Source organism: Streptomyces sp. NBC_00376 (assembly GCF_036077095.1).
Lineage (GTDB): Bacteria > Actinomycetota > Actinomycetes > Streptomycetales > Streptomycetaceae > Streptomyces.
In genome coordinates, this window is sequence record NZ_CP107960.1 from 7,498,762 (window position 1) to 7,517,673 (window position 18,912).

Consider the following 18,912-nt stretch of genomic DNA (forward strand, 5'->3'; position numbering starts at 1 on the left):
CTCAGTCCCCTCGGAGGGCGGTTTCGAGGACCGCGGCGATCTCGGCCGCCGGGCCCGGAGTGAGTACGTCGCTGTGACCGCAGTCCAGTTCGTGCACATCGAGCGCGGCGGTCACGCGCTGCCAGGCCTCGGTCTTCTCGGCCGTCGTAGGCCAGTCGTCGTGCGTCGCGGAGAAGAGCGTCGTCGCCCCGTCGTAGTGGGACGGGTGCCAGTCCCGTACGAGCCGGGTGTGATGAATCCCGGCGTCGACGAGGGTGTGGAGCTGCGCCCGGGAGAGACCGTCGAAGGTGTCCGCGCGGGCCTGGGCGAACAATGTGGAGCGCTGCAACGGGCCGTTCGGCAACGGCAGTTCCGGCGCATGGGAGCGGTGCAGGATGCGCAGCATCTCGTCCTCGACGGCGGCCGGGTCCAGCGGTGTGCCCCTGATCCCTTCCGGCATCGGCATGGCGTCCACCACGGCGAGCATCCGGACCTCCTCGCCGGCCCGGCGCAGCCGCACCGCGAGTTCGTGGACGAGCGGACCGCCGAAGGACCGGCCGAGCAGCAGGTACGGTCCGTGCGGCCGGAGCTCACGCACGCTGCGCAGATAGAGATCCGCCATCTCACCCATCGTGGACGGGAGTCGATCGGCACCGGTCAGCAGCGCCGGGCTCTGAAGGGTGTGCACCGGGCGGTCCGGAGCGAGGTGCGGCAGCAGGTTCATGTACGACCAGCTGAGCCCGAGCCCCGGGTGCACGCAGATCAGCGGGGTGCGGTCGCCGCCGGTCCGCAGGGTGAGCACATGCTCCAGGCTGCTGTGGTGCGGCCCGTCCGGCGCGGTCGCGGACCCGGGGCGTTCGCGGGTGCGGCGCAGCGGTGTCCGCGCGGCGGGGCCGTCGGCGGACTGCGGCGCGTCGAGCCGGGCGGCGAGACCGGCCGGGGTCGGCGCGTCGAACAGGGCGGACACCGGGATCCGTACGCCGAGCACCGTCTCGATCTTCGACTTCAGGCGCAGCGCGGTCAGCGAATGGCCGCCCGCCTGGAAGAAGTCGGTGTCGGGCCCGACCACGGGGACCCCGAGCACCGTGCCGAACAGGGCGCACAGCTCCCGCTCGCGCGGGGTGCGCGGCGCCCGGTGGGCCACCGGTTCCCCGGTGGGGCCGGGGTCGGGGAGTGCGGCCCGGTCCGCCTTGCCGTGGCGGGTGAGCGGCACCTCGTCGATCCGGGCCCACAGGGACGGCACCAGGTGCGCGGGCAGCTGCCGGGCGGCATGGGCCCGCACCCCGGAGAGGGTCCGCTGCCACTGCTCCTCCCCGCCCCCGTCCCCTGCCGGCACCAGCCAGGCGGCCAGCAGCTTGCCGCCCGCCGCGTCCCGCCGGGCGCCGACCACGGCCCGCGCCACGCCGGGGCAGCCCGCCAGCGCGGCCTCGACCTCGGCGGGCTCCACCCGGAAGCCGCGCACCTTGACCTGGTCGTCGGCCCGGCCCGCGAACTCCAGGACACCGTCCGCCGTCCAGCGGGCCAGGTCCCCGGTGCGGTACATGCGGCTGCCGGGCGGCCCGTACGGATCGGCGACGAACCGCTCCGCGGTGGCGGCCGGCCGGCCGAGATAACCCTGGGCGAGACCGCTGCCGCCGATGTAGAGCTCACCGGTGGAGCCCACCGGGACGGGGCGCAGCCGGGCGTCCAGGACATGGGCGCGGGTGTTGTCCAGGGGGCGCCCGATGGGGACGGGCCCCGGCCGGTCCGCGGACCGGCCGGCGGCCGTGTGCGCGGTGGCGAACACCGTCGTCTCGGTGGGGCCGTAGCCGTTGACGACCACCGTGTCCGGGCAGTGCTCCTGGATCCGGAGCACGGTGCCGGGCGCCAGGACGTCGCCGCCGGACCACACCTCGCGGAGTCCGGACAGCGCGCCGGGCGCGATCTCCGCGACGGTGCGCAGCAGTTCGGGGGTGAGCATGAGCGCGGTGACCCGCCGTTCCCGTACCACCCGCTCCAGCAGTTCGGGGGTGACCGCCTCGGCGGGGGCCACGACCACGGTCCCGCCGTTCAGGAGCGGGACCCACACCTCGTAGGTCGAGGCGTCGAACGTGTACGGGTTGTGCAGCAGCACCCGGTCGTGGGCACCGCCCGCGAAGCGGCCGTCGGCGGCGAGTTCGGTGATCGCCCGGTGCGGGACGACCACCCCCTTGGGCTCTCCGGTGGAGCCGGAGGTGTAGATCGCGCAGGCGGCGGCCCCGGGCTGGTTGTCGACCCGGTCGAAGGGCGCGGGGGCGGACGCCTCGGTGATGTCCAGCACCGCGACACCGGCGGGCAGCCGGGCGGCGGCCGGGGCCGTCCCCTCGGTGAGGACCAGGGCGGGTCCCGCCGCCGCCATCAGCCGGGCCAGCCGCTCCGTCGGGTGTGCCGGATCCAGCGGGAGCCAGCAGGCGCCCGCCTTGAGGACCGCGAGCTGGGCCACGACCAGGGACGCCGAGCGGGGCAGCAGCAGGGCCACGGTGTCTCCGGGCGCCACCCCGGCCCGGACCAGGCGGCCGGCCAGCCGGTCCGAAGCGGCGTCGAGCCCGGCGTAGCTGAGCGTCTCGCCCTCGGTGTCGACAGCCGGTGCGTCCGGGGTGCGGGCCACCCGGTCGGCGAACCGCGCGGTCAGCGTGGCGGGTCCGGCGGGTTTGCGGGCCGGGCCGTCGGCCAGGGCCAGCAGGTGGTGCCGCTCCGCCACGGGCAGGGCGTCGATGTCCGCCACCGGGGTCCGCGGCGAGCCGGCCAGCTGCTCCAGCACGTGCGCGAGGCGCTCGGTGACGGCGGCCGCCGGGATGCCGCGGCGGCAGCTCACCGACAGCAGCAGCCGGTCCTCGGCGACCGCCGCGATAGTGACCGGGTAGTGCGTCGCGTCGTTCACGCTCACCAGGCGGACGGCACCGGGACCGTCGTCGCTCCCGGAACCGCGCGGGAAGTTCTCGAAGGCGATGATCGAGTCGAAGAGCTCACCGGCCCCCACGGCGCGCTGCACCTCGGCGGCGCGGGCGTGGTGGTGTTCCAGCAGCCGGGACTGCTCGTCCTGGATCCGGCGGAGCAGCTCGTCCACCCGCTCGCCGTCCCGCAGCCGGACCCGTACCGGCAGGGTGTTGATGAACAGGCCCACCATGGACTCGACACCCGGCAGGTCGTGCGGGCGACCGGAGACGACCGCGCCGAAGACCAGGTCGCGGGAGCCGGTCAGCCGGGCCAGGACCAGCGCCCAGGAGACCTGCACCAGGGTGTTGAGGGTGACGCCCGCCTCGGCGGCCCGCCGGACCAGCCGCTCGGTGAGGCCGGTGGTCAGCCACATCCGCGAACGGTCGGGCGCCGTGTCCGGTCCGGCCGGGGCCAGCAGCGCGGGCCGTCCCAGGCCCTCCAGCGACTCGCACCACGCGGCTTCGGCCTTCTGCCGGTCCTGACCGCCCAGCCACACCAGGTAGTCCCGGTAGGGCGCGGCCGGCGGCAGCGGCCGGCCCGCCACGAGGGCGCCGAGGTCCCGCTCGACGACCGGCATCGACCAGCCGTCCAGCAGGATGTGGTGGAAGGACACGATCAGTTCGGCGCCGGTTTCGTGCCGCAGGAACGTGGCACGGACCAGGGGCGGGCGGGCCACGTCGAAGCGGAGCGCCGCGTCCTTCCGCAGTACCTCCTCGGTCCGCGTGGCCGCCTCGTCGGGGGTGAGACCCATCAGGTCCACCTCGGTCCACGGCACCCTGACCGCCTTCGGCACGACCTGGACCGGCCGGTCCAGGCGCTCGTGGCGGAAGCAGGCGCGCAGATTCGGATGCCGGTTCAGGAGCGCGGATACCGAGGCCCGTACCGTGTCCCCGGCGATCGCGGGGCCGACCAGGAAGCGGGCCTGCACCAGGTAGGGGTCCGGGCCCTCGGTCTGCCGGGCGGAGTGGAACAGCAGGCCCTCCTGGAGCGGGGAGAGCGGCAGCACGTCCGCGATGCGCGCGTTCATCGCTGATCCTCCTCTTCGGTGGCGTCGAGGTCGCCGAAGTCCATCTCCTGCGCCAGCAGTTCGAGCTGGTCCCCGGTCAGGTCGACGAGCGGGAAGTCGGACGGGGCGTGGGCGGCCGCGCCGTCCGGCCCGCAGTGGTCGGCGAGGACGCCGAGCGCCTCGGACCACGCCCCGGCCAGCGCGAGCACCTCGTCCTCGGTGAACACCCCGGACGGGTAGGAGAAGCTCGCCTCCAGCACGGGCTCACCGTTCTCCTCGCGGGCCAGCACATCCACCTCCAGGGCGTGCGCCAGTGGCACGGCGTCCGGGCCGGGTTCCAGCAGTCGCCCGCCCGCCGCGTCGGTCCCGGCGAACCGGCCCAGATAGTTGAAGCGGACATCGGGCGCGGGGAGCGCGGCGAGTGCCGGGCCGGTCTCCGGGTGGAGGTAGCGCAGCAGACCCCAGCCGAGCCCGCCGGCGGGCACCGCCCGCAGTTGCTCCTTGACGCACTTCAGGGCCTCTCCCGGCCGGCCGCCGGGCGCCACCGCCGCCGCACCGATGTCCAGGCGGACCGGGTACTGCGTGGTGAACCAGCCGACGGTGCCGGACACGTCGACCGGGGTGGAGACGGCCTCGCGGCCGTGGCCCTCCAGATGGACGACGAGCGAGGAGCCGGCGCCGCGCCGCTGGACGGCTGCGGCGGTCAGAGCGGTCAGCATCACCGCGTCGGGGCGGCAGTTGAAGGCGCCCGGCAGGGTGAGGAGCACACTGCGGGTGAGCCCGGGGTCCAGATCGAAGGTGAGGGTCTCCCGTCGGCCACCTGTGCCCCGGCCATCGGTGAGCCGGGCCGATTCGTCCGACAACTGCCGTTTCCACCAAGAGAGTTCGTCGATCCTTAGCCCGGCCTCCTGGGAGAGCAGCCGGGCCCACCGGGTGAACGAGGCAGTCCTCGCGGGTGCGGCGTCGCTCCCGGGTCCGCCGTCCAGCGCCGCGGCCAGCTCCTGCCCGAGCACCCGCCAGGAGAACCCGTCCACGGCCAGGTGGTGCACGGTCAGCAGCAGGGCACCGGACCGGTCCGGGCCGGGGTCGAGCCACACCGCCCGCACCAGGTCGCCGTCCTCGGGGCGCAGGGTGACGGTGCGCGCGAGCTCGGTCGCCCGGGAGTGCAGATCGGCGTCCGCGGGCACCGCCACCCGGACGGCCCGCGCACCGCACGGCTCGCCCACCTCGGGTACCTGGAGCTCCCAGCCGGTGTCGACCTCGCGCATCAGCCGCATCCGCAGCGCGGCGTGCCGCGCGGTCAGTACGGAGACGGCCTCCTCGATCGCCGCGAGTCCGGTGCCGGAGCCCAGGGGGAACAGCATGGACTGGGTGAACGCGGCGGTGTCCCGGACCTGTTCGCGCCACCAGTGCATCACCGGGGTGAGCGGCAGCCGCCCGGTCCCGGTGTCCTCGGCCTCGGTGTCCTCGCCCTCGGGCGTACGGGCCAGCACGGCCAGCCGGGCCGGGGTGCGTACGGTGAACACGTCGTGCGGCGAGAGCACCAGACCGGCCGACCGGGCCCGCGCGGCGAGCTGGATCGCCATGATGCTGTCGCCGCCGAGCCGGAAGAAGTCGTCGTCGACGCCGGCCTGTTCGACGTCCAGCAGCTCCGCGAAGAGTCCGCACAGCACCTCCTCGCGCGCCGACCCGGGCAGCCGGACGGTGTCCGTGGTCCGGGCGGCGGGCGCGGGCAGGGCGTCCCGGTCGAGCTTGCCGTGCGACGACAACGGCAGCGCGTCCAGCGCCACCACGGCGGCCGGGACCATGGCCGCGGGCAGCCGCCCGGAGGCGTGCAGCAGCAGCCCGTCCTCGTCGACCGCCTCTCCCGGCACGGGCACCACGTACGCGACGAGCTGCGCCGTATCGCCCCGGTCGTGCCGTACCACGGCCACCGCCCTTTCCACGGTGGGGTGTTCGGCGAGAGCGGCAGCGACCTCACCGGGCTCGATGCGCAGCCCGCGGAGCTTCACCTGCTCGTCGTCACGCCCGAGGTAGTACGTGTTCCCGTGGTCGTCGCGGTGGGCGAGGTCGCCGGTGCGGTACATGCGGCTGCCGGGCGGACCGTAGGGATCGGCGACGAACCGCTCGGCGGTGAGCGCGGCACGGCCCAGGTAGCCCCGGGCGAGCGCGCCACCCGCCAGATACAGCTCACCGCCCGCCCCGGCAGGTACCGGCCGGAGCCGTTCGTCGAGGAGGTAGGCGATGGTGCCCGCCACCGGTGTGCCGATCGGCGGCGCCGCTCCATCGGCGTCCAGCGGCGCCGAGACGGTGGAGACGACGGTCGACTCGGTGGGCCCGTACGCGTTGTGGAAACGCCGCCCCGCGACCGCCCAGCGGGCCACCAGCTCCGGCGGGCAGGTCTCCGCGCCGACGACGAGGGCGCGCAGATCCGGATGCGATCCGGCCGGCACGGTCGCGAGCACCGACGGCGGGACGAACGCGCAGGAGATCCGCCGCTCGGTCAGCACCGCCCCGAGTTCCTCGCCCACGAGCGGGCCCCGGGGCGGCAGCACCAGCGTTCCGCCGGAGCCGAAGGCCAGGCACAGTTCGCCGACGGAGATGTCGAAGGAGGGCGGCCCGAGCTGGAGCACCCGGCTGTCCGCGCCCAGTGCGATGCCCTCCACCATGGACCGGGTGAGCGCGGCCACTCCGGTATGGCTGACCACGACGCCCTTGGGGGCGCCGGTCGAGCCGGAGGTGTGGATGACATGGGCGGTGTCGTGGAGTTCCGGACCGCCCGGCGGCAGCGGCTCCCCGGCCCAGGCGGCCTCGTCGAGGACCAGGGTCGGCAGACCGGTGTCCAGCGGCGCGGCCCCGGGTTCGGTGACCAGGAGCACCGGCGCGGCCTCGGTGAGGACCCGGCGGATGCGCTCGGCCGGGTGGGCGGGGTCGACCGGCAGATAGGCGGCGCCGGCGCGCTGCACGGCCAGCGCCGCCACCGGCCAGTCGCTGCCGCGGGGGAGGGCCAGGGCCACGATCCGCCCGGGACCGGCACCCCGGCTCACCAGCTGCCCGGCCAACCGGGCCACCCGGTCGTCCAGTTGGGCATAGCTCAGGGTGTGCCCCGGGGACTCGACGGCCGGCGCGTCCGGTGTGCGGGCCGCCAGCCGGGTCACCAGCTCGGGCAGCGGGACCGCGGCGGGGGCGACGGGCCCGGCGGAACCGGCGAGCAGCTCACCGCGCATGGCCGACGGCACCACGTCGATGTCCCCGATGAGCGCGGCCGGATCGGCGGTGATCCGCTTCAGCAGCTCGACGTAGCACTGCGTCCAACGGGCCACCGTCGCGGGGCTGAAGACATCGGTGCGCAGCCCGAAGCTGCCCTCCATGCCGTCGCCGCTGTCCTTCACCACGCCGACCAGGTCGTGCTCGCCGCCCGTGTGGATCCGCTCGGGCTCCGCGAACTCCTTCATCATCGAGACGCTCGGCTGCTGCGTCAGGTGCATGAACACCCACTGGTACAGCGGTGCCCGGCCCGCGCTGCGCTCGGGCGCGGCGGCCGACACGATCCGGCCCACGGGCACGTCCGCGTTGGCCATCAGATCCGGGAAGTCGACCGCGAACCCGGCGAGCAGATCGGCGAAGGACCGGTCCGCGTCCACCTTCCAGCGGGTCGGCACGGCATTCATGACATAGCCGATGACCTGGTCGAGCCCCTTGGCCGCGCGGTTGGCGATGGGGGTGCCGATCACCAGGTCCTCGGCGCCGCTGACCCGGTGCGCCAGGACGGCGAACGCGGCCATGAGCACGACGTACACCGAGGCGCCGCGCTCCCGGGCCAGGGCCCGCACGGCGGCGGTGGTCGGCGCGTCGATGTGGAAGGGCACCTGCGCGATGCCTTCGCCCCCGGTGACGCCGCCGGCGCTGCCCGGCACGGTCAGCGGACCGGGCGGGTCGGCGAGATAGCGCCGCCAGAAGTCGAGCCGGCTCGCGAAGACCCCCGACTCCGCCAACTCGCTCTGCCAGGACGAGAAATCGGCGTACTGCACGGCCGGGCGGATCAGGGGCGGCTCCAGCCCGTCGCGCAGCGCGCCGTACGCCTGCGCGAACTCGTTCTGCAGCACGTCGAACGACCACCAGTCGCTGATGGTGTGGTGCAGACTCAGCATCAGCGTGGAACGCCGCTCGTCGACCCGGACGAACCGGGCCCGGATCAGCTTGTCCCGACCGAGGTCGAAGGGGCGGCTGCGGAAGGTTTCGAACGCCTCGCCGATCGTTCTGTCGGTGCCCCGCAGATCCTCGCGCTCCAGGTCGAAGGGCCCGTCGTCGGGGAACTCGACATGCAGTTCGCCCGACTCGTCCGTCACGATCCGGGTCCGCAGGATGTCGTGGTGACGCTGGATCAGCGTCAGCGCCGCCTCCAGATGCGCCGGGTCGACGGGCCGCTCGAAGTGGTAGGCGGCGCACAGATTGAGCGCGGGGGTACCGGGATACAGCGAGTCGTACACCCACAGGTCGTGCTGCGCGGGGCTGAGCGGCACCCGGCGGGCCGGGTCGCGCGGCGGTATGACGGCGGGTATCTCGCGGGCCCGCCCCGCCTCCAGCATGCGGCGCAGCAGACGGACCCGCTGTTCCCGGCCGAGTGCGACGAACCGGTCGGCCATGGAGGGGGCTGCCGCGACCGGGACGGTGCGCGAAACGGTGGGGGCGCTCATCGCAGGTTCTCTTTCAGTTCGGCCAACCGGTGCAGCCCGGCCAGTACGTCGTCCCGTCCGATGCCGAAGTCGATGAAGCAGGCGACCTCGTCGACGCCCAGCTCCGCGAGATCGGCGAGCATCTTGGCGCAGTGGCCCGGGGAGCCGAGCAGGCTGCCCCAGCTGAGATAGCGCTCGAACGCGAAGTCGGCGAGCATCGCGGTCTGTTCCTCGGTGAGGCTCGCGGTCGTGGCGTCCGCGGAGCGGTTCGCCGCGGTCTGGCGCACGTACGAGGCGAGATAGGTCTTGAGGGGGGCGCCCGCCATCCGGCGGACCTCCGCGTCGTCGGTGCCGACGTAGGTGTGGGCCATCAGCGTGACGCGCCCGTGGGCGTCGGTGCCCCGCTGGTCGGGGGCCTCGGCGCAGGCGGTGCGGTAGCGGGCGATCTTCTCGGCCAGCTCGTCCCGGCTCTGCCCGACGGTCGCGCCGAGCACTCCGGCGCGCAGCCGTCCGGCCGCCTCCCAGGTCTCCGGGTTGCCGGACGTGGTGATCCACAGCGGCAGGGTGTCCTGCACCGGGCGGGGCTGGGGCGTGACGGAGACCGGGGTGCCCGTGCCGTCGGGGTACTCGGCGGGCTCGCCCGCCCACAAGGAACGCAGCCGCGGGATCGTCTCCAGGGCGGTCCGCCGGCGGTCCTCGTAACGCTCGGGGGCCAGTGTGAAGTCCTTGGAGTGCCAGCCGGTGGCGACGGAGAGGCCGACCCGCCCGTTCGAGAGGTTGTCCACGACCGCCCAGTCCTCCGCCACGCTCAGCGGGTGATGCAGCGGCAGGACGACGCTCCCCGCGCGGATCCCGATCCGCTCGGTGGCGACGGCGAGCGCCGCGCTGAGCACCGGCGGACTCGGGAAGACCTGCCCCACCTGCTGGAAGTGGCGCTCGGGGGTCCAGACGGCGTGGAACCCCAGCCGGTCGGCGGTCCGGGCCACGGCGAGGATGTCCTCGTACGTCTCGGTGTGCCGGGCCCCGCCGGCGGTGGTGCTGTCCGCACCGAAGAACATCACACTGAGGTCCACTGCCACTCCTCCTGCTTTCTGCCGGTCTGGGTCTGGGGTTGCGGACGGCGCGGCACCCGGGGGCGGCGCGGGATGGGGGAAGCGGCGGCGGGCGCGGGGAGGGCGACCGCCCGTTCCAGTTCGACGGCGAAGGCGGCGACCGTGGGCGCGGCGAACAGCTGGGCCACGGTCAACTGCCGTCCGGTGCCGAGCCGGGCCACCGCGCGCACCGCGCGCAGCGAGTTGCCGCCGAGGGCGAAGAAGTCGTCGTCCGGGCCGGCGCTCGGCACACCGAGGACCTCGCACCACACGGCGGCGATCTCCTGTTCCAGAGCGGTCATCGGGCGCTCCGGGGCGGACCGGCGCCGGACCGGTACCGCGATCCGGTCGCTCTCACCGGCCCGTCGCGGCGGTGCGGTGAGGCCCAGCCGCGACAACGGGGTGCCGGGGGCGGCCGCGGCAGCCTCCAGGGCCTCGGGGAGGGCGTCCGCGAGCCACTGGACGAACTCCGCCTCCAGCGCCTGCCCGCGGTACTCGAACGTCAGCGTCAGCCCGTCCGGCGCGCCCCGGTCCGAGGTGGAGTCGGTGACGTCCACCAGGAGTTCGAACCGGGCGGCGCCGGTGCGCACGACCTCGACGCCCTGCTCGGCACCGGGCAGCGTGACCTCGGCCCGTGCGTTGTTCTGGAGCGCCAGGACCACATCGGTGAACGGCTGACGGCCCGGGGTCCGCGGCGGATTGAGCTCGCCGACCACGTCCTCGAACGGCACGTCCTGATGGCTGAACGCGGCGAGGTCCGTCTCCCGCACCCGGGCGAGCACCTCGGCCGCGGTGGGGTCGCCGGACAGATCGGTGCGCAGCACCAGCATGTTGACGAAGAACCCGACCACGTCCTCGACGCCGGCGTCCCCGGCGCGTCCGGCCACCGGGGCGCCGATCGCCAGGTCCTCGCCCGCACCGGCCCGCACCAGCACGGTGGCCAGCGCGGCGTGCAGGGCCATGAAGAGCGTGGCGCCCCGGGCGCGGGCCGACTCCACCACCCGGGCGTGCGCCGCCGCGTCGAGCCGGCGCACCACGACCCGCGCGTCCGGACCGGGCACGGCGGGGCGCCCGGCGCGGCGGGGCAGCAGCGGGCCGTCGGCCGGCAGCCCGTCCAGTTCCTTGCGCCAGTACGTGAGCTGACGGGCGGCGAGCGCGTGCGGATCGGACGGCGAGCCGAGCCGGTCCAGCTGATGACGGGCGTGCTCCGCGTACTGGACCGAGAGCGGGGGAAGCCCGGCCGCGTGCGCGCCGTCGACCCGTGCCTCGTAGGCGCGGGACAGATCACGGAAGAGCGGTCGCAGCGACCACCCGTCCCCGGCGATGTGATGGACCAGCACCAGCAGCGCGTGCTCGTCCGGCCGCTCCAGCGAGGTGAACAGCTTCGCCCTCAACGGGAGTTCGGTACGCAGATCGAAGCGGTGACGGGCCTCCCGCTCGATCTCCCGGTCCATCGAATCCCCGGCGGTCCGCAGCTGCCGGAACACAGGCCGTGCGGCCGCCCCGCTCAGTACCCGGCGTACGGGGGAGCCGTCGGACTCCTCGAAGACGGTACGGAGCACTTCGTGACGCCCGGCGACCAGGGCCAGCGCGTCGTCCAGCGCGGCCGCGTCGACCGCACCCCGCAGCCGGACCAGCATCGGCAGGTTGTACGCGGCACCGGCCCCGATCCGGTCCAGGAACCACAGCCGGTGCTGCGCGTGCGACACCGGGAGCGTCCCGGAGGCGTTGCCGGGCACGGCACCCGGCGCGGGGCGCACCGGGGGAGCGGTGTCGACGAACGGGGCGAGAAGCGCCGGGGTGGGTGCCTCGAAGAGCCCCCGGATGTCGATCTCGGCGCCGAGCGCGGTACGGATCCGGCCCAGCAGCCGGGCGGCCAGCAGGGAGTGGCCGCCGAGGGCGAAGAAGTCGTCGTCCGGGCCGACCCGGTCGGTGTGCAGCACCTGGGCGAAGAGCTCGCACAGCGTGGCCGCGGTGCCGCTCACCGCCGCCCGGCCGCTGGCCGCCGTCGCGGTTCCGGGCTCCGGCAGGGCGGCCCGGTCCAGCTTGCCGCTGGGGGTCAGCGGCAGTTCGTCCAGCGGTACGAAGACCGCCGGGACCAGGTAGTCGGCCAGCACATCGCGGGCGTAGGCGCGCAACTCCGCTTCCCGGAAGCCCTGTCGGCCGCCGCTCGGTACGACGTACGCGGTGAGCTGGCGGTCGCCCGCCGGGTGCTCATGGGCGACGACGGCGGCCCGGTCGATGCCGGGGTGCCGGGTCAGTACGCTCTCGACCTCGCCCGGCTCCACCCGGAAGCCCCGGATCTTCACCTGGCTGTCGGCCCGGCCCAGATATTCCAGGACGCCGTCGGCACGTCGCCGCCCGAGGTCACCGGTGCGGTAGACGCGTTCACCGGACGGGGAGGCGACGAACCGTTCGGCGCTCAGCGCGGGCCGTCCGCAGTAGTCGCGGGCGAGGCCCGCCCCGGCGGCGTAGATCTCACCGGTCTGCCCGTCCGGAACCGGACGGAGCTCCTCGTCGAGGACGTACAGCCGCTTGCCCGCCAGCGGCCGGCCGATCGGCACCGGGCCCGTGCCGAGCTCGGCGGCGCTCACCGGGTGGACGGTCAGGAACACCGTGCACTCGACGGGGCCGTAGCCGTTGCTCAGCCGCAGCTCCGGCCGGCGCTCCAGGGCACGGGCCGCGTGCGGCACCGACATCGCCTCGCCGCCCACCACGAGTTCCCGCAACCCGTCCATCACCTGCGGGTACTCGTCGACGACGACGTTGAAGAGCGACGCCGAGAGGTACATGGAGGTGATGCCGTGCTCGGCGACGAGCCGGGCCATCAGGAACGGTTCGGGACGCCGGCCGGGGTGCAGTACGCAGGTACCGCCGTTCATGAGCGGCCCCCACAGCTCCAGGGCGAACGCGTCCCAGGACAGCGGTGCGCACTGGAGCCAGACCGCGCCGGGGCCGAAGGACGCGAAGCCCTGCCCGGTGAGGGTGGCGACGATCGCCCGGTGCGGCGCTGCGATGCCCTTGGGCCGTCCGGTCGAACCGGAGGTGAACATCACGCAGGCGATGTCGTCGGACCGGACCTGGACGGAGCCGCGCGGCAGCGGCCGCGCCCCGGCGGCGTCCTCGATGTGCACCCGGGCCAGGCCGAGCGCCCCGGACGCGGTGTCGCGGGCCGTGACGACCACGGCGGTTCCCGCGTCCTCGGCCATCGCGCGCAGCCGTTCGGCGGGGAAGCCGGGGTCCAGCATCACGTAGCCCGCCCCGGCCTTGAGGATGCCGAGGACCGTCACGACGAGTGCGGCGGAGCGCTCCAGGTACACGCCGACCGTGTCGCCGGGCCGGATGCCCCGCGCGGCCAGCAGGCCCGCCAACCGGTCGGCCCGGTCGTCGAGTCCGGCGTAGTCGATCCGTTCGCCGCCGTCGATCAGCGCCGTCGCGCCGGGCGTCCGCGCCGCCTGCTCCTCGAACAATTCATGCACGCACCTCATCCCGCTCACCTCCCACGCGCTCGCTCTGCCCGACCGGGTCCTTGGGCGCGTCGAGGTCGGGGAGCAGAGTGTCGATGTCCCTGATCGAGCGGCTGGCGAGTCCCCAGAGGGCGACCGCGGTCCCGCCGATGCCGGCCAGGAACAACATGGCGGCCATGCCGCTGCCCGGACCGTCGCCGACGAGCGGACCGAGCACGGTGAAGAGCCCGGAGCCCCGAGCGGCCATCGGTTCGAAGACGTGGTCGGCGAGCGGCCCGGAGACCGCCATCGCCAGGGGTACGGAGATCTGCGACAGGAACATCACCGCGCCGAATACCCGGCCCTGCCACTCGTGCGGGACCTTGGTCTGCACGATCGTCTGCATCGAGGCGTTGACCACCGTCATGAGCAGGGCACCGACCAGGATGGCCAGGCACCAGCCGGTCACAGTCCCCATCAGGCCCATCACCACCAGGGCGGACAGGCACATGCCGACCACGCCGAGCATCATTCCCCGGCCCCGGTTCGCCGGTCCGCCCCAGGCGGCCATGAGCAGGGCACCGGCCACTCCGCCGATGCCGACCGAGGTGTTGACCGCGGCGAGCGCGCCGTTGCCGGCCCGCAGCAGCACCATCGGTGAGATGAGGGCGAAACCGAAGACCATCACGAGGTTGACGACACAGAAGTTGACGATCAGATCGCGAAGGCTGGGCACCCGGAACAGGTAGCGCAGCCCTTCGACGGCATCGGCGGTGATCCGCCGGCGTGGTGCATCGGGATTCTTCGTCACCCGGTCGCCGTTGAAGCGCACGATCTGGATGCCGATCAGGGCGAACGCGTAGCTGGCCAGGTCGACCAGGAGCGTCGGGCCGATCCCGAAGAGCGCGACGAGCAGACCGCCCAGCGCGGGGCCGCCGATCCCGGCGGCACTCTTCGCACCGGCCAACAGTCCGTTGGTGCGGTCCAGTTGGTCCTTGCGGACCAGGAGGGGAACGGCCGAGGACAGGGCCGGGAACTGGAAGGCGGCACAGATGCCGAGCAGCACGGTGGCCGGATAGACCTGCCAGGCCTGGAAGGCGCCGAGGTAGTGGAGCAGGGCCAGGGTGCCCACGACGAGGAGTCCGCCGGCATCGGCGATCCGGAGCGCGGAGCGCTTGGGTATACGGTCGACGATTGCGCCCGCAATGGGGCTGAACACGGCCTGCGGCAGCATGGCGCACAACGACAGGATGGTGACGGCTGTCGCGTTCCCGCCGGCCGACCAGACCTCGACGATGAAGGCGAACCGGACCGCCGCACTGCCCGCCAGGGACACCGCCTGACCGGACCAGACGAGGAGAAAGGGGCCCATTCCCGAGAAACGTCCGGGAATGTCCGTTGATATCCGGGCGCCCATCAGGACCCGGATCCCTTGTGCACCGGCATCCGGCACACAGCGCCGGAGCCGTCGAACGGTGTGGTTGCCACGCCTCAATCCCCCAGGATGTCGCGTCCTTTGCGGATCACCACGGATCCCTGTCTGAATCGAACGGGGTCATCATGCGGCGGCCGATTACCGGTGCGTTCCCTTCGCGAACGCAGGAACGGGAAGAAAACGGGAACGGATCGGGAGGGAACCGGGAGCCGGAAGGGCAAGGGTCCTTCTGTAGTTGTCTGCAGAAGGAGTACTCACGTGAAGGACCCCAGGGATCGTTCGCCCGACGGGACGGAACTGCGTCAGGCCCTCCAGGACCTGTCCACCGTGGAACGGTGGGCCGAGCGTGTGGCGTCCGGTGTCCAGTCCCACCCGTACACCGCGCCGGAGTCCTGGGAAGGGCCCCAGCTGAGCGTCGAGACCAGAACCGAGAACGGCATGCACACGGTGGCCGGGATCGTCACGTGGCCGCCCGGGGACGGTGCCCCTGCGGCGGTCCTGGACGAGACGGAGCGCGCGGTGCTCCGCTCCCTGGTGAGATCGCTGCTCGACCTGGCCGGCCACGAGTCGGGAACGGCCCGTACGCGCGTGGTCCTCACCCCGCTCGGCCCCCGCGTTGCCGCCTGCCAGCTCGACGCGGAATAGCGGAGCGGGCGGCTTCCGGTCCCATTCCCGCGGCAGTTCCCGGAGGCGGTATCGGGGCAGGAACGGACCGGGAACGCCGATCAGCAACATCAGTGGTGTCGGGAAGCGGAACACCGCAGAACCTCACAAACACCACTTAGGGGCGGGACAATGGGACGCAAGCTTGCTGGAATCTTCGGGATCGTCGCCGCGACGCTGGCCTTCGGTATCGGCACGGCGGTCGAGGCGGGGCAGGCGCACGACGCCCGGAGCATTCAGCAGGTTCTCGCGGACGACAAGGGTCCGACGGTCATCGGCACCACGGGCACCGACGACGACAAGGGCCCGACCTTCGCCGGTACCCACGTGCTCGCCGACGACAAGGGCCCGACCGTCATCGCTCGGACGATCACGGACGACAAGGGCCCGACGGTGATCGGTACCACGGGTACTGACGACGACAAGGGTCCGACGGTCATCGGGACCACGGGTACCGACGACGACAAGGGCCCCACGGTCATCGGGACCACCGGCACCGCCGACGACAAGGGTCCGACGTCCCCCGTCATGTGAGCCCACCGCCTCGACACGCGAGCCCCGCACCGGACCACGGTGCGGGGCTCGTCGCTGTCCGCCCCGGAGTACGGCGCCCGCCAGCGGCGGCGGCCGGTCGTCAGCTGCGCCGGCGGTCCGACGGAACGCCCATCCCGTCGAAGAGTTGCTCGGCCCCCGCCCGGTACCGGGCCGAATCCGGCGTGTCGCCGAGGGCGTCGGCCATGCCCGCCAGGGCGTAGGCCTGCTCGATGCGGTAGCTGAGGGACGAGGCGAGCTCATGGGCATGGGTGTGCAGCGCGAGCGCCGCCGCCGTATCGCCCTGCCGGCGGCGCAGCCGGCCCACGATGTTCTCCACCTTGGCCCGGCGCAGCGGCGAGGGATTGGTCCGCATCATGTCGAGGGCGAGGTCCGCCTGGTCGGGGACGCGTGGCGCCATGCCCAGCCGGTTCTCCACATCGGCGGACAACGCCAGGGTCAGGGCGAGATTCACCTCGTTGCCGGCGTCCCCGTACAGTGCGCGGGCCTCTGCCAGACAGCGGTCGGCCTCCTCGTACGCGCCCAGGCCGACATGGGCGAAGGCGAGGTCGGTGATGGCGCCGGGAAGTCCCTCGTGCTGCCCCAGCTGCCGGCTCAGTTCCGCCGACCGCCGGGCCGCGTCCCGCGCCTCCTCGTACCGTCCCCACTGTTCGTAGAGAGTGCTGAGCATGGTCAGGCTCTCGGCCTCCGCGCGCGGCATGTCCAGGTCGCGTTCGTGCGCGATCGCCGTCTCCATGTGGCCCAGGGCCGATGAGAAGTCGCCGAGCAGGCTGTTGAACTGGCCGAGGATGCTCTCGCTGTGCGCCTGGGTGTGCAGATCGCCGAGCCGGACCGCGACGTCCCGGCTCTTCCTGGCGGCTTCGAGTCCCTCGGTGAGGCGGCCCAGTTTCCAGCAGGCGACGCCCAGGTTGGACAGGCTCACCCCCAGCAGCGCCAGGTCCTGGAGCCGGCCGGCGGCGGCCACCGCGACCCGGCTCAGCTCACCGAACTCCTCCAGCAGCCCCAGGTCGTTGAGCTGGAAGACGAGATTGCGGGCCAGGCACACCACATAGCGGTCGTGCCCCCGGCGCTCGGCGAGCGTGACCGCCGCGAGGAGCGAGTTCTGCTCGCGCAGGAACCACTTCCGCGCCGTCTCGGGGGTGTCGAGATCGGGCAGTTCGGCCTTGGAGGGCTCGATGCCGGTACTGCGCCGGCGCCGCCCGGAGTAGAGGAGATCGCACGCCACCTCGGTGGCGGTCAGGTAGTAGCCCAGCAGCCGTTCCACCGCCGCGGAGTCCTCGGGGGACTCGACGAGCAGGCTGTGCGCGAAGCTGCGGACCAGGTCGTGGAAGGTGTAGAGGCCGATCTCCGGCTGCTGCACGAGATGCACGTCGAGCAGCATTTCCAGCAGGTCCTCCGCGTCCCGGGCGCCCGAGCCGAGCAGCGCACCGGCGGCGTGGATGTCCATGTCGCTGCCCGGGTGCAGCGCCAGCGTCGAGAACGCGTTCCGGCACTCCTCGTCCAGGGCCTGGTAGGACAGGCGCAGGGTGGCGGAGACGCTGCGGGCGCCCGAGCTGAGCTCGTCGAGCCGCCGGGTCTCGTCGCGCAGCCGCTCCGCCAGGTACTGCAGGGTCCAGCGCGGGCGGTTGCGCAGCCGGGCGGTGGCGATCCGCAGGGCGAGGGGCAGATGGCCGCAGAGCCGGGCGATCTCCGCGGCGGCCTCGGGCTCGGCGGCGACGCGCTGGGCACCGAGCGTCTCGGCCACCAGCATCGCACTGTCCTCGGGCGGCATCACTCCGATGGAGATCCACCGGGCGCCGTCCAGATCGACCAGCCGGGCCCGGCTGGTGACCATGACGAGGCTGCCGGGGGAGACGGGCAGCAGCGGGCGGATGGCGGCGGCGTCGGCCGCGTTGTCGAAGAGGATCAGCAGCCGCTTCCCGACGAGGGTGGCACGCCACAGCGCGGTGCGGGCGGGCACGTCGTCGGGGATGAGGTTGCCCGGGACACCGACGGCACGCAGCAGGCTGTCCAGCGCGATGCCCGCGGTCACCGGCTGGTCGCCCGGCGTGTGTCCGCGCAGATCGATGTGGAGCTGACCGTCCGGGTACTCGGGTGCCAGCCGGTGCGCGGCGCGTACCGCGAGCGAAGTCTTGCCGCAGCCGCCCATGCCGTCGATGGCCACGATCTGGGGGCCCTGCTCGCCGCCGGCCTCGGCACCACGCAGGATCTCGGCCAGCTCCCGGTCGCGTCCGGTGAAGTCCGCGAGGTCGTACGGGAGGGTGCTGGGGGGTTCCGCTGGCAGCGCCACGGCCACCACGGGGGCGGCGGCCGGTTCGGGGCCGGCCAGTTCGGGGCTCTCCCGCAGGATTCCCTCGTACAGCTTGGTGAGGTTGGGGCCGGGGTCGATGCCGAGTTCCTCGGCGAGGAGTTCGCGTACCTTGCCGTACTCGTCCAGGGCCTCGGCCTGCCGACCGGACCGGTACAGGGCGATCATCAACTGGCCGCGCAGGGACTCGCGCAGGGGATGCTGCTGGACCAGTTCCCTTAGTTCGACAACGAGTTCGGCGGACTCGCCGAGCGCGAGGTGGAGATCGAAGAGCTGCTCCGCCGCGGTCAGCCGGCGCTCCTCGATGGAGGTCGACGCCGCCTCGATGACCGGGCCGCCGCTGCCCGACAGAACGGGGCCCCGCCAGAGGGCCAGGGCGGCGCGCAGTATTTCCGCGGCCTCGGCCGTACGGCCGTCGGACGCCGCGAGCTTCGCTTTACGTATCAGCAGGCCAAATTCGGCCACGTCGATTTCACATTGTTCATGGGCGACGCGATACCCGGGACCGTCGGTGAGGAGAACGTCGGCGCCCCCGGGTATCCGTCTTCGGAGATCCGCGACCGCCTTGCGCACTTGGTGCGGAGCCGTCGTGGGCGGTTCCTCGTCCCAGGCCGCCTCGACCAGACGGGATACCGGAAGCACTTTTCCGGGCTCCAGGAGCAGTGTGGCCAGAACTCGCTCCTGTATGACTCCGCCGAGTCGGAGCCGAGTCCCGTTGGACCAACCCTCTAACGGGCCAAGAATGTTGAAGCGCAGCCGAAACTCTTCCGTAGATGACACGCATCCTCCCCCTCAGCTCCT

General features: G+C 73.2%; 8 protein-coding genes. 2 read left to right on the top strand and 6 right to left on the bottom strand.

Going from position 1 to position 18,912, the window contains the following annotated elements; all coding sequences use genetic code 11:
• Position 1 precedes the first annotated feature (1 nt).
• Genes OG842_RS33740 through OG842_RS33760 form a run of 5 tightly spaced genes read right to left on the bottom strand, consistent with a single transcriptional unit; the run spans position 2 to position 14,525 of the window.
• Positions 2-3,961 carry a non-ribosomal peptide synthetase gene (locus OG842_RS33740; protein ID WP_266735482.1) on the bottom strand — a complete coding sequence of 1,320 codons (3,960 nt, stop codon included), beginning with the start codon at positions 3,959-3,961 and terminating at the stop codon, positions 2-4.
• Entirely contained in the window at positions 3,958-8,637 is a 4,680-nt protein-coding gene (locus OG842_RS33745) for a non-ribosomal peptide synthetase (protein ID WP_266735481.1), read from the bottom strand. The genes OG842_RS33740 and OG842_RS33745 overlap by 4 nt, the downstream gene beginning before the upstream one ends.
• Positions 8,634-9,689 (bottom strand): MupA/Atu3671 family FMN-dependent luciferase-like monooxygenase, encoded by a 1,056-nt coding sequence (locus tag OG842_RS33750; protein WP_266735479.1) that lies wholly within the window; start codon positions 9,687-9,689, stop codon positions 8,634-8,636. Before OG842_RS33750 ends, OG842_RS33745 begins: the two co-directional genes overlap by 4 nt.
• The gene (locus OG842_RS33755; protein ID WP_266735477.1) at positions 9,674-13,186 is read right to left on the bottom strand and encodes an amino acid adenylation domain-containing protein; all 3,513 of its coding nucleotides are present in this window, start codon (positions 13,184-13,186) and stop codon (positions 9,674-9,676) included. Before OG842_RS33755 ends, OG842_RS33750 begins: the two co-directional genes overlap by 16 nt.
• Positions 13,179-14,525, bottom strand: coding sequence for an MFS transporter (locus OG842_RS33760; protein ID WP_266735475.1), 1,347 nt, complete (start codon positions 14,523-14,525; stop codon positions 13,179-13,181). The genes OG842_RS33755 and OG842_RS33760 overlap by 8 nt, the downstream gene beginning before the upstream one ends.
• A 321-nt stretch (positions 14,526-14,846) precedes the next feature.
• Between OG842_RS33760 and OG842_RS33765 the strand changes: the two genes are divergently transcribed.
• Positions 14,847-15,233 (top strand): hypothetical protein, encoded by a 387-nt coding sequence (locus OG842_RS33765; RefSeq protein ID WP_266735474.1) that lies wholly within the window; start codon positions 14,847-14,849, stop codon positions 15,231-15,233.
• A 150-nt stretch (positions 15,234-15,383) separates the two neighbouring features.
• Positions 15,384-15,785, top strand: coding sequence for a hypothetical protein (locus OG842_RS33770; RefSeq protein WP_266735473.1), 402 nt, complete (start codon positions 15,384-15,386; stop codon positions 15,783-15,785).
• Between the two features lie 100 nt (positions 15,786-15,885).
• Here the strand turns inward: OG842_RS33770 and OG842_RS33775 are convergent, their stop codons facing one another.
• Complete coding sequence (locus OG842_RS33775; RefSeq protein ID WP_328512593.1) at positions 15,886-18,576, bottom strand: BTAD domain-containing putative transcriptional regulator; 2,691 nt, start codon at positions 18,574-18,576, stop codon at positions 15,886-15,888.
• Between the last annotated feature and the right edge of the window lie 336 nt (positions 18,577-18,912).

Excerpts from the sequence above, each read along its gene's own strand:
- OG842_RS33740 (WP_266735482.1), bottom strand. The coding sequence starts at position 3,961 with ATGAACGCGCGCATCGCGGACGTGCTGCCGCTCTCCCCGCTCCAGGAG.
- OG842_RS33745 (WP_266735481.1), bottom strand. The coding sequence starts at position 8,637 with ATGAGCGCCCCCACCGTTTCGCGCACCGTCCCGGTCGCGGCAGCCCCC.
- OG842_RS33760 (WP_266735475.1), bottom strand. The coding sequence starts at position 14,525 with ATGGGCCCCTTTCTCCTCGTCTGGTCCGGTCAGGCGGTGTCCCTGGCG.
- OG842_RS33770 (WP_266735473.1), top strand. The coding sequence starts at position 15,384 with ATGGGACGCAAGCTTGCTGGAATCTTCGGGATCGTCGCCGCGACGCTG.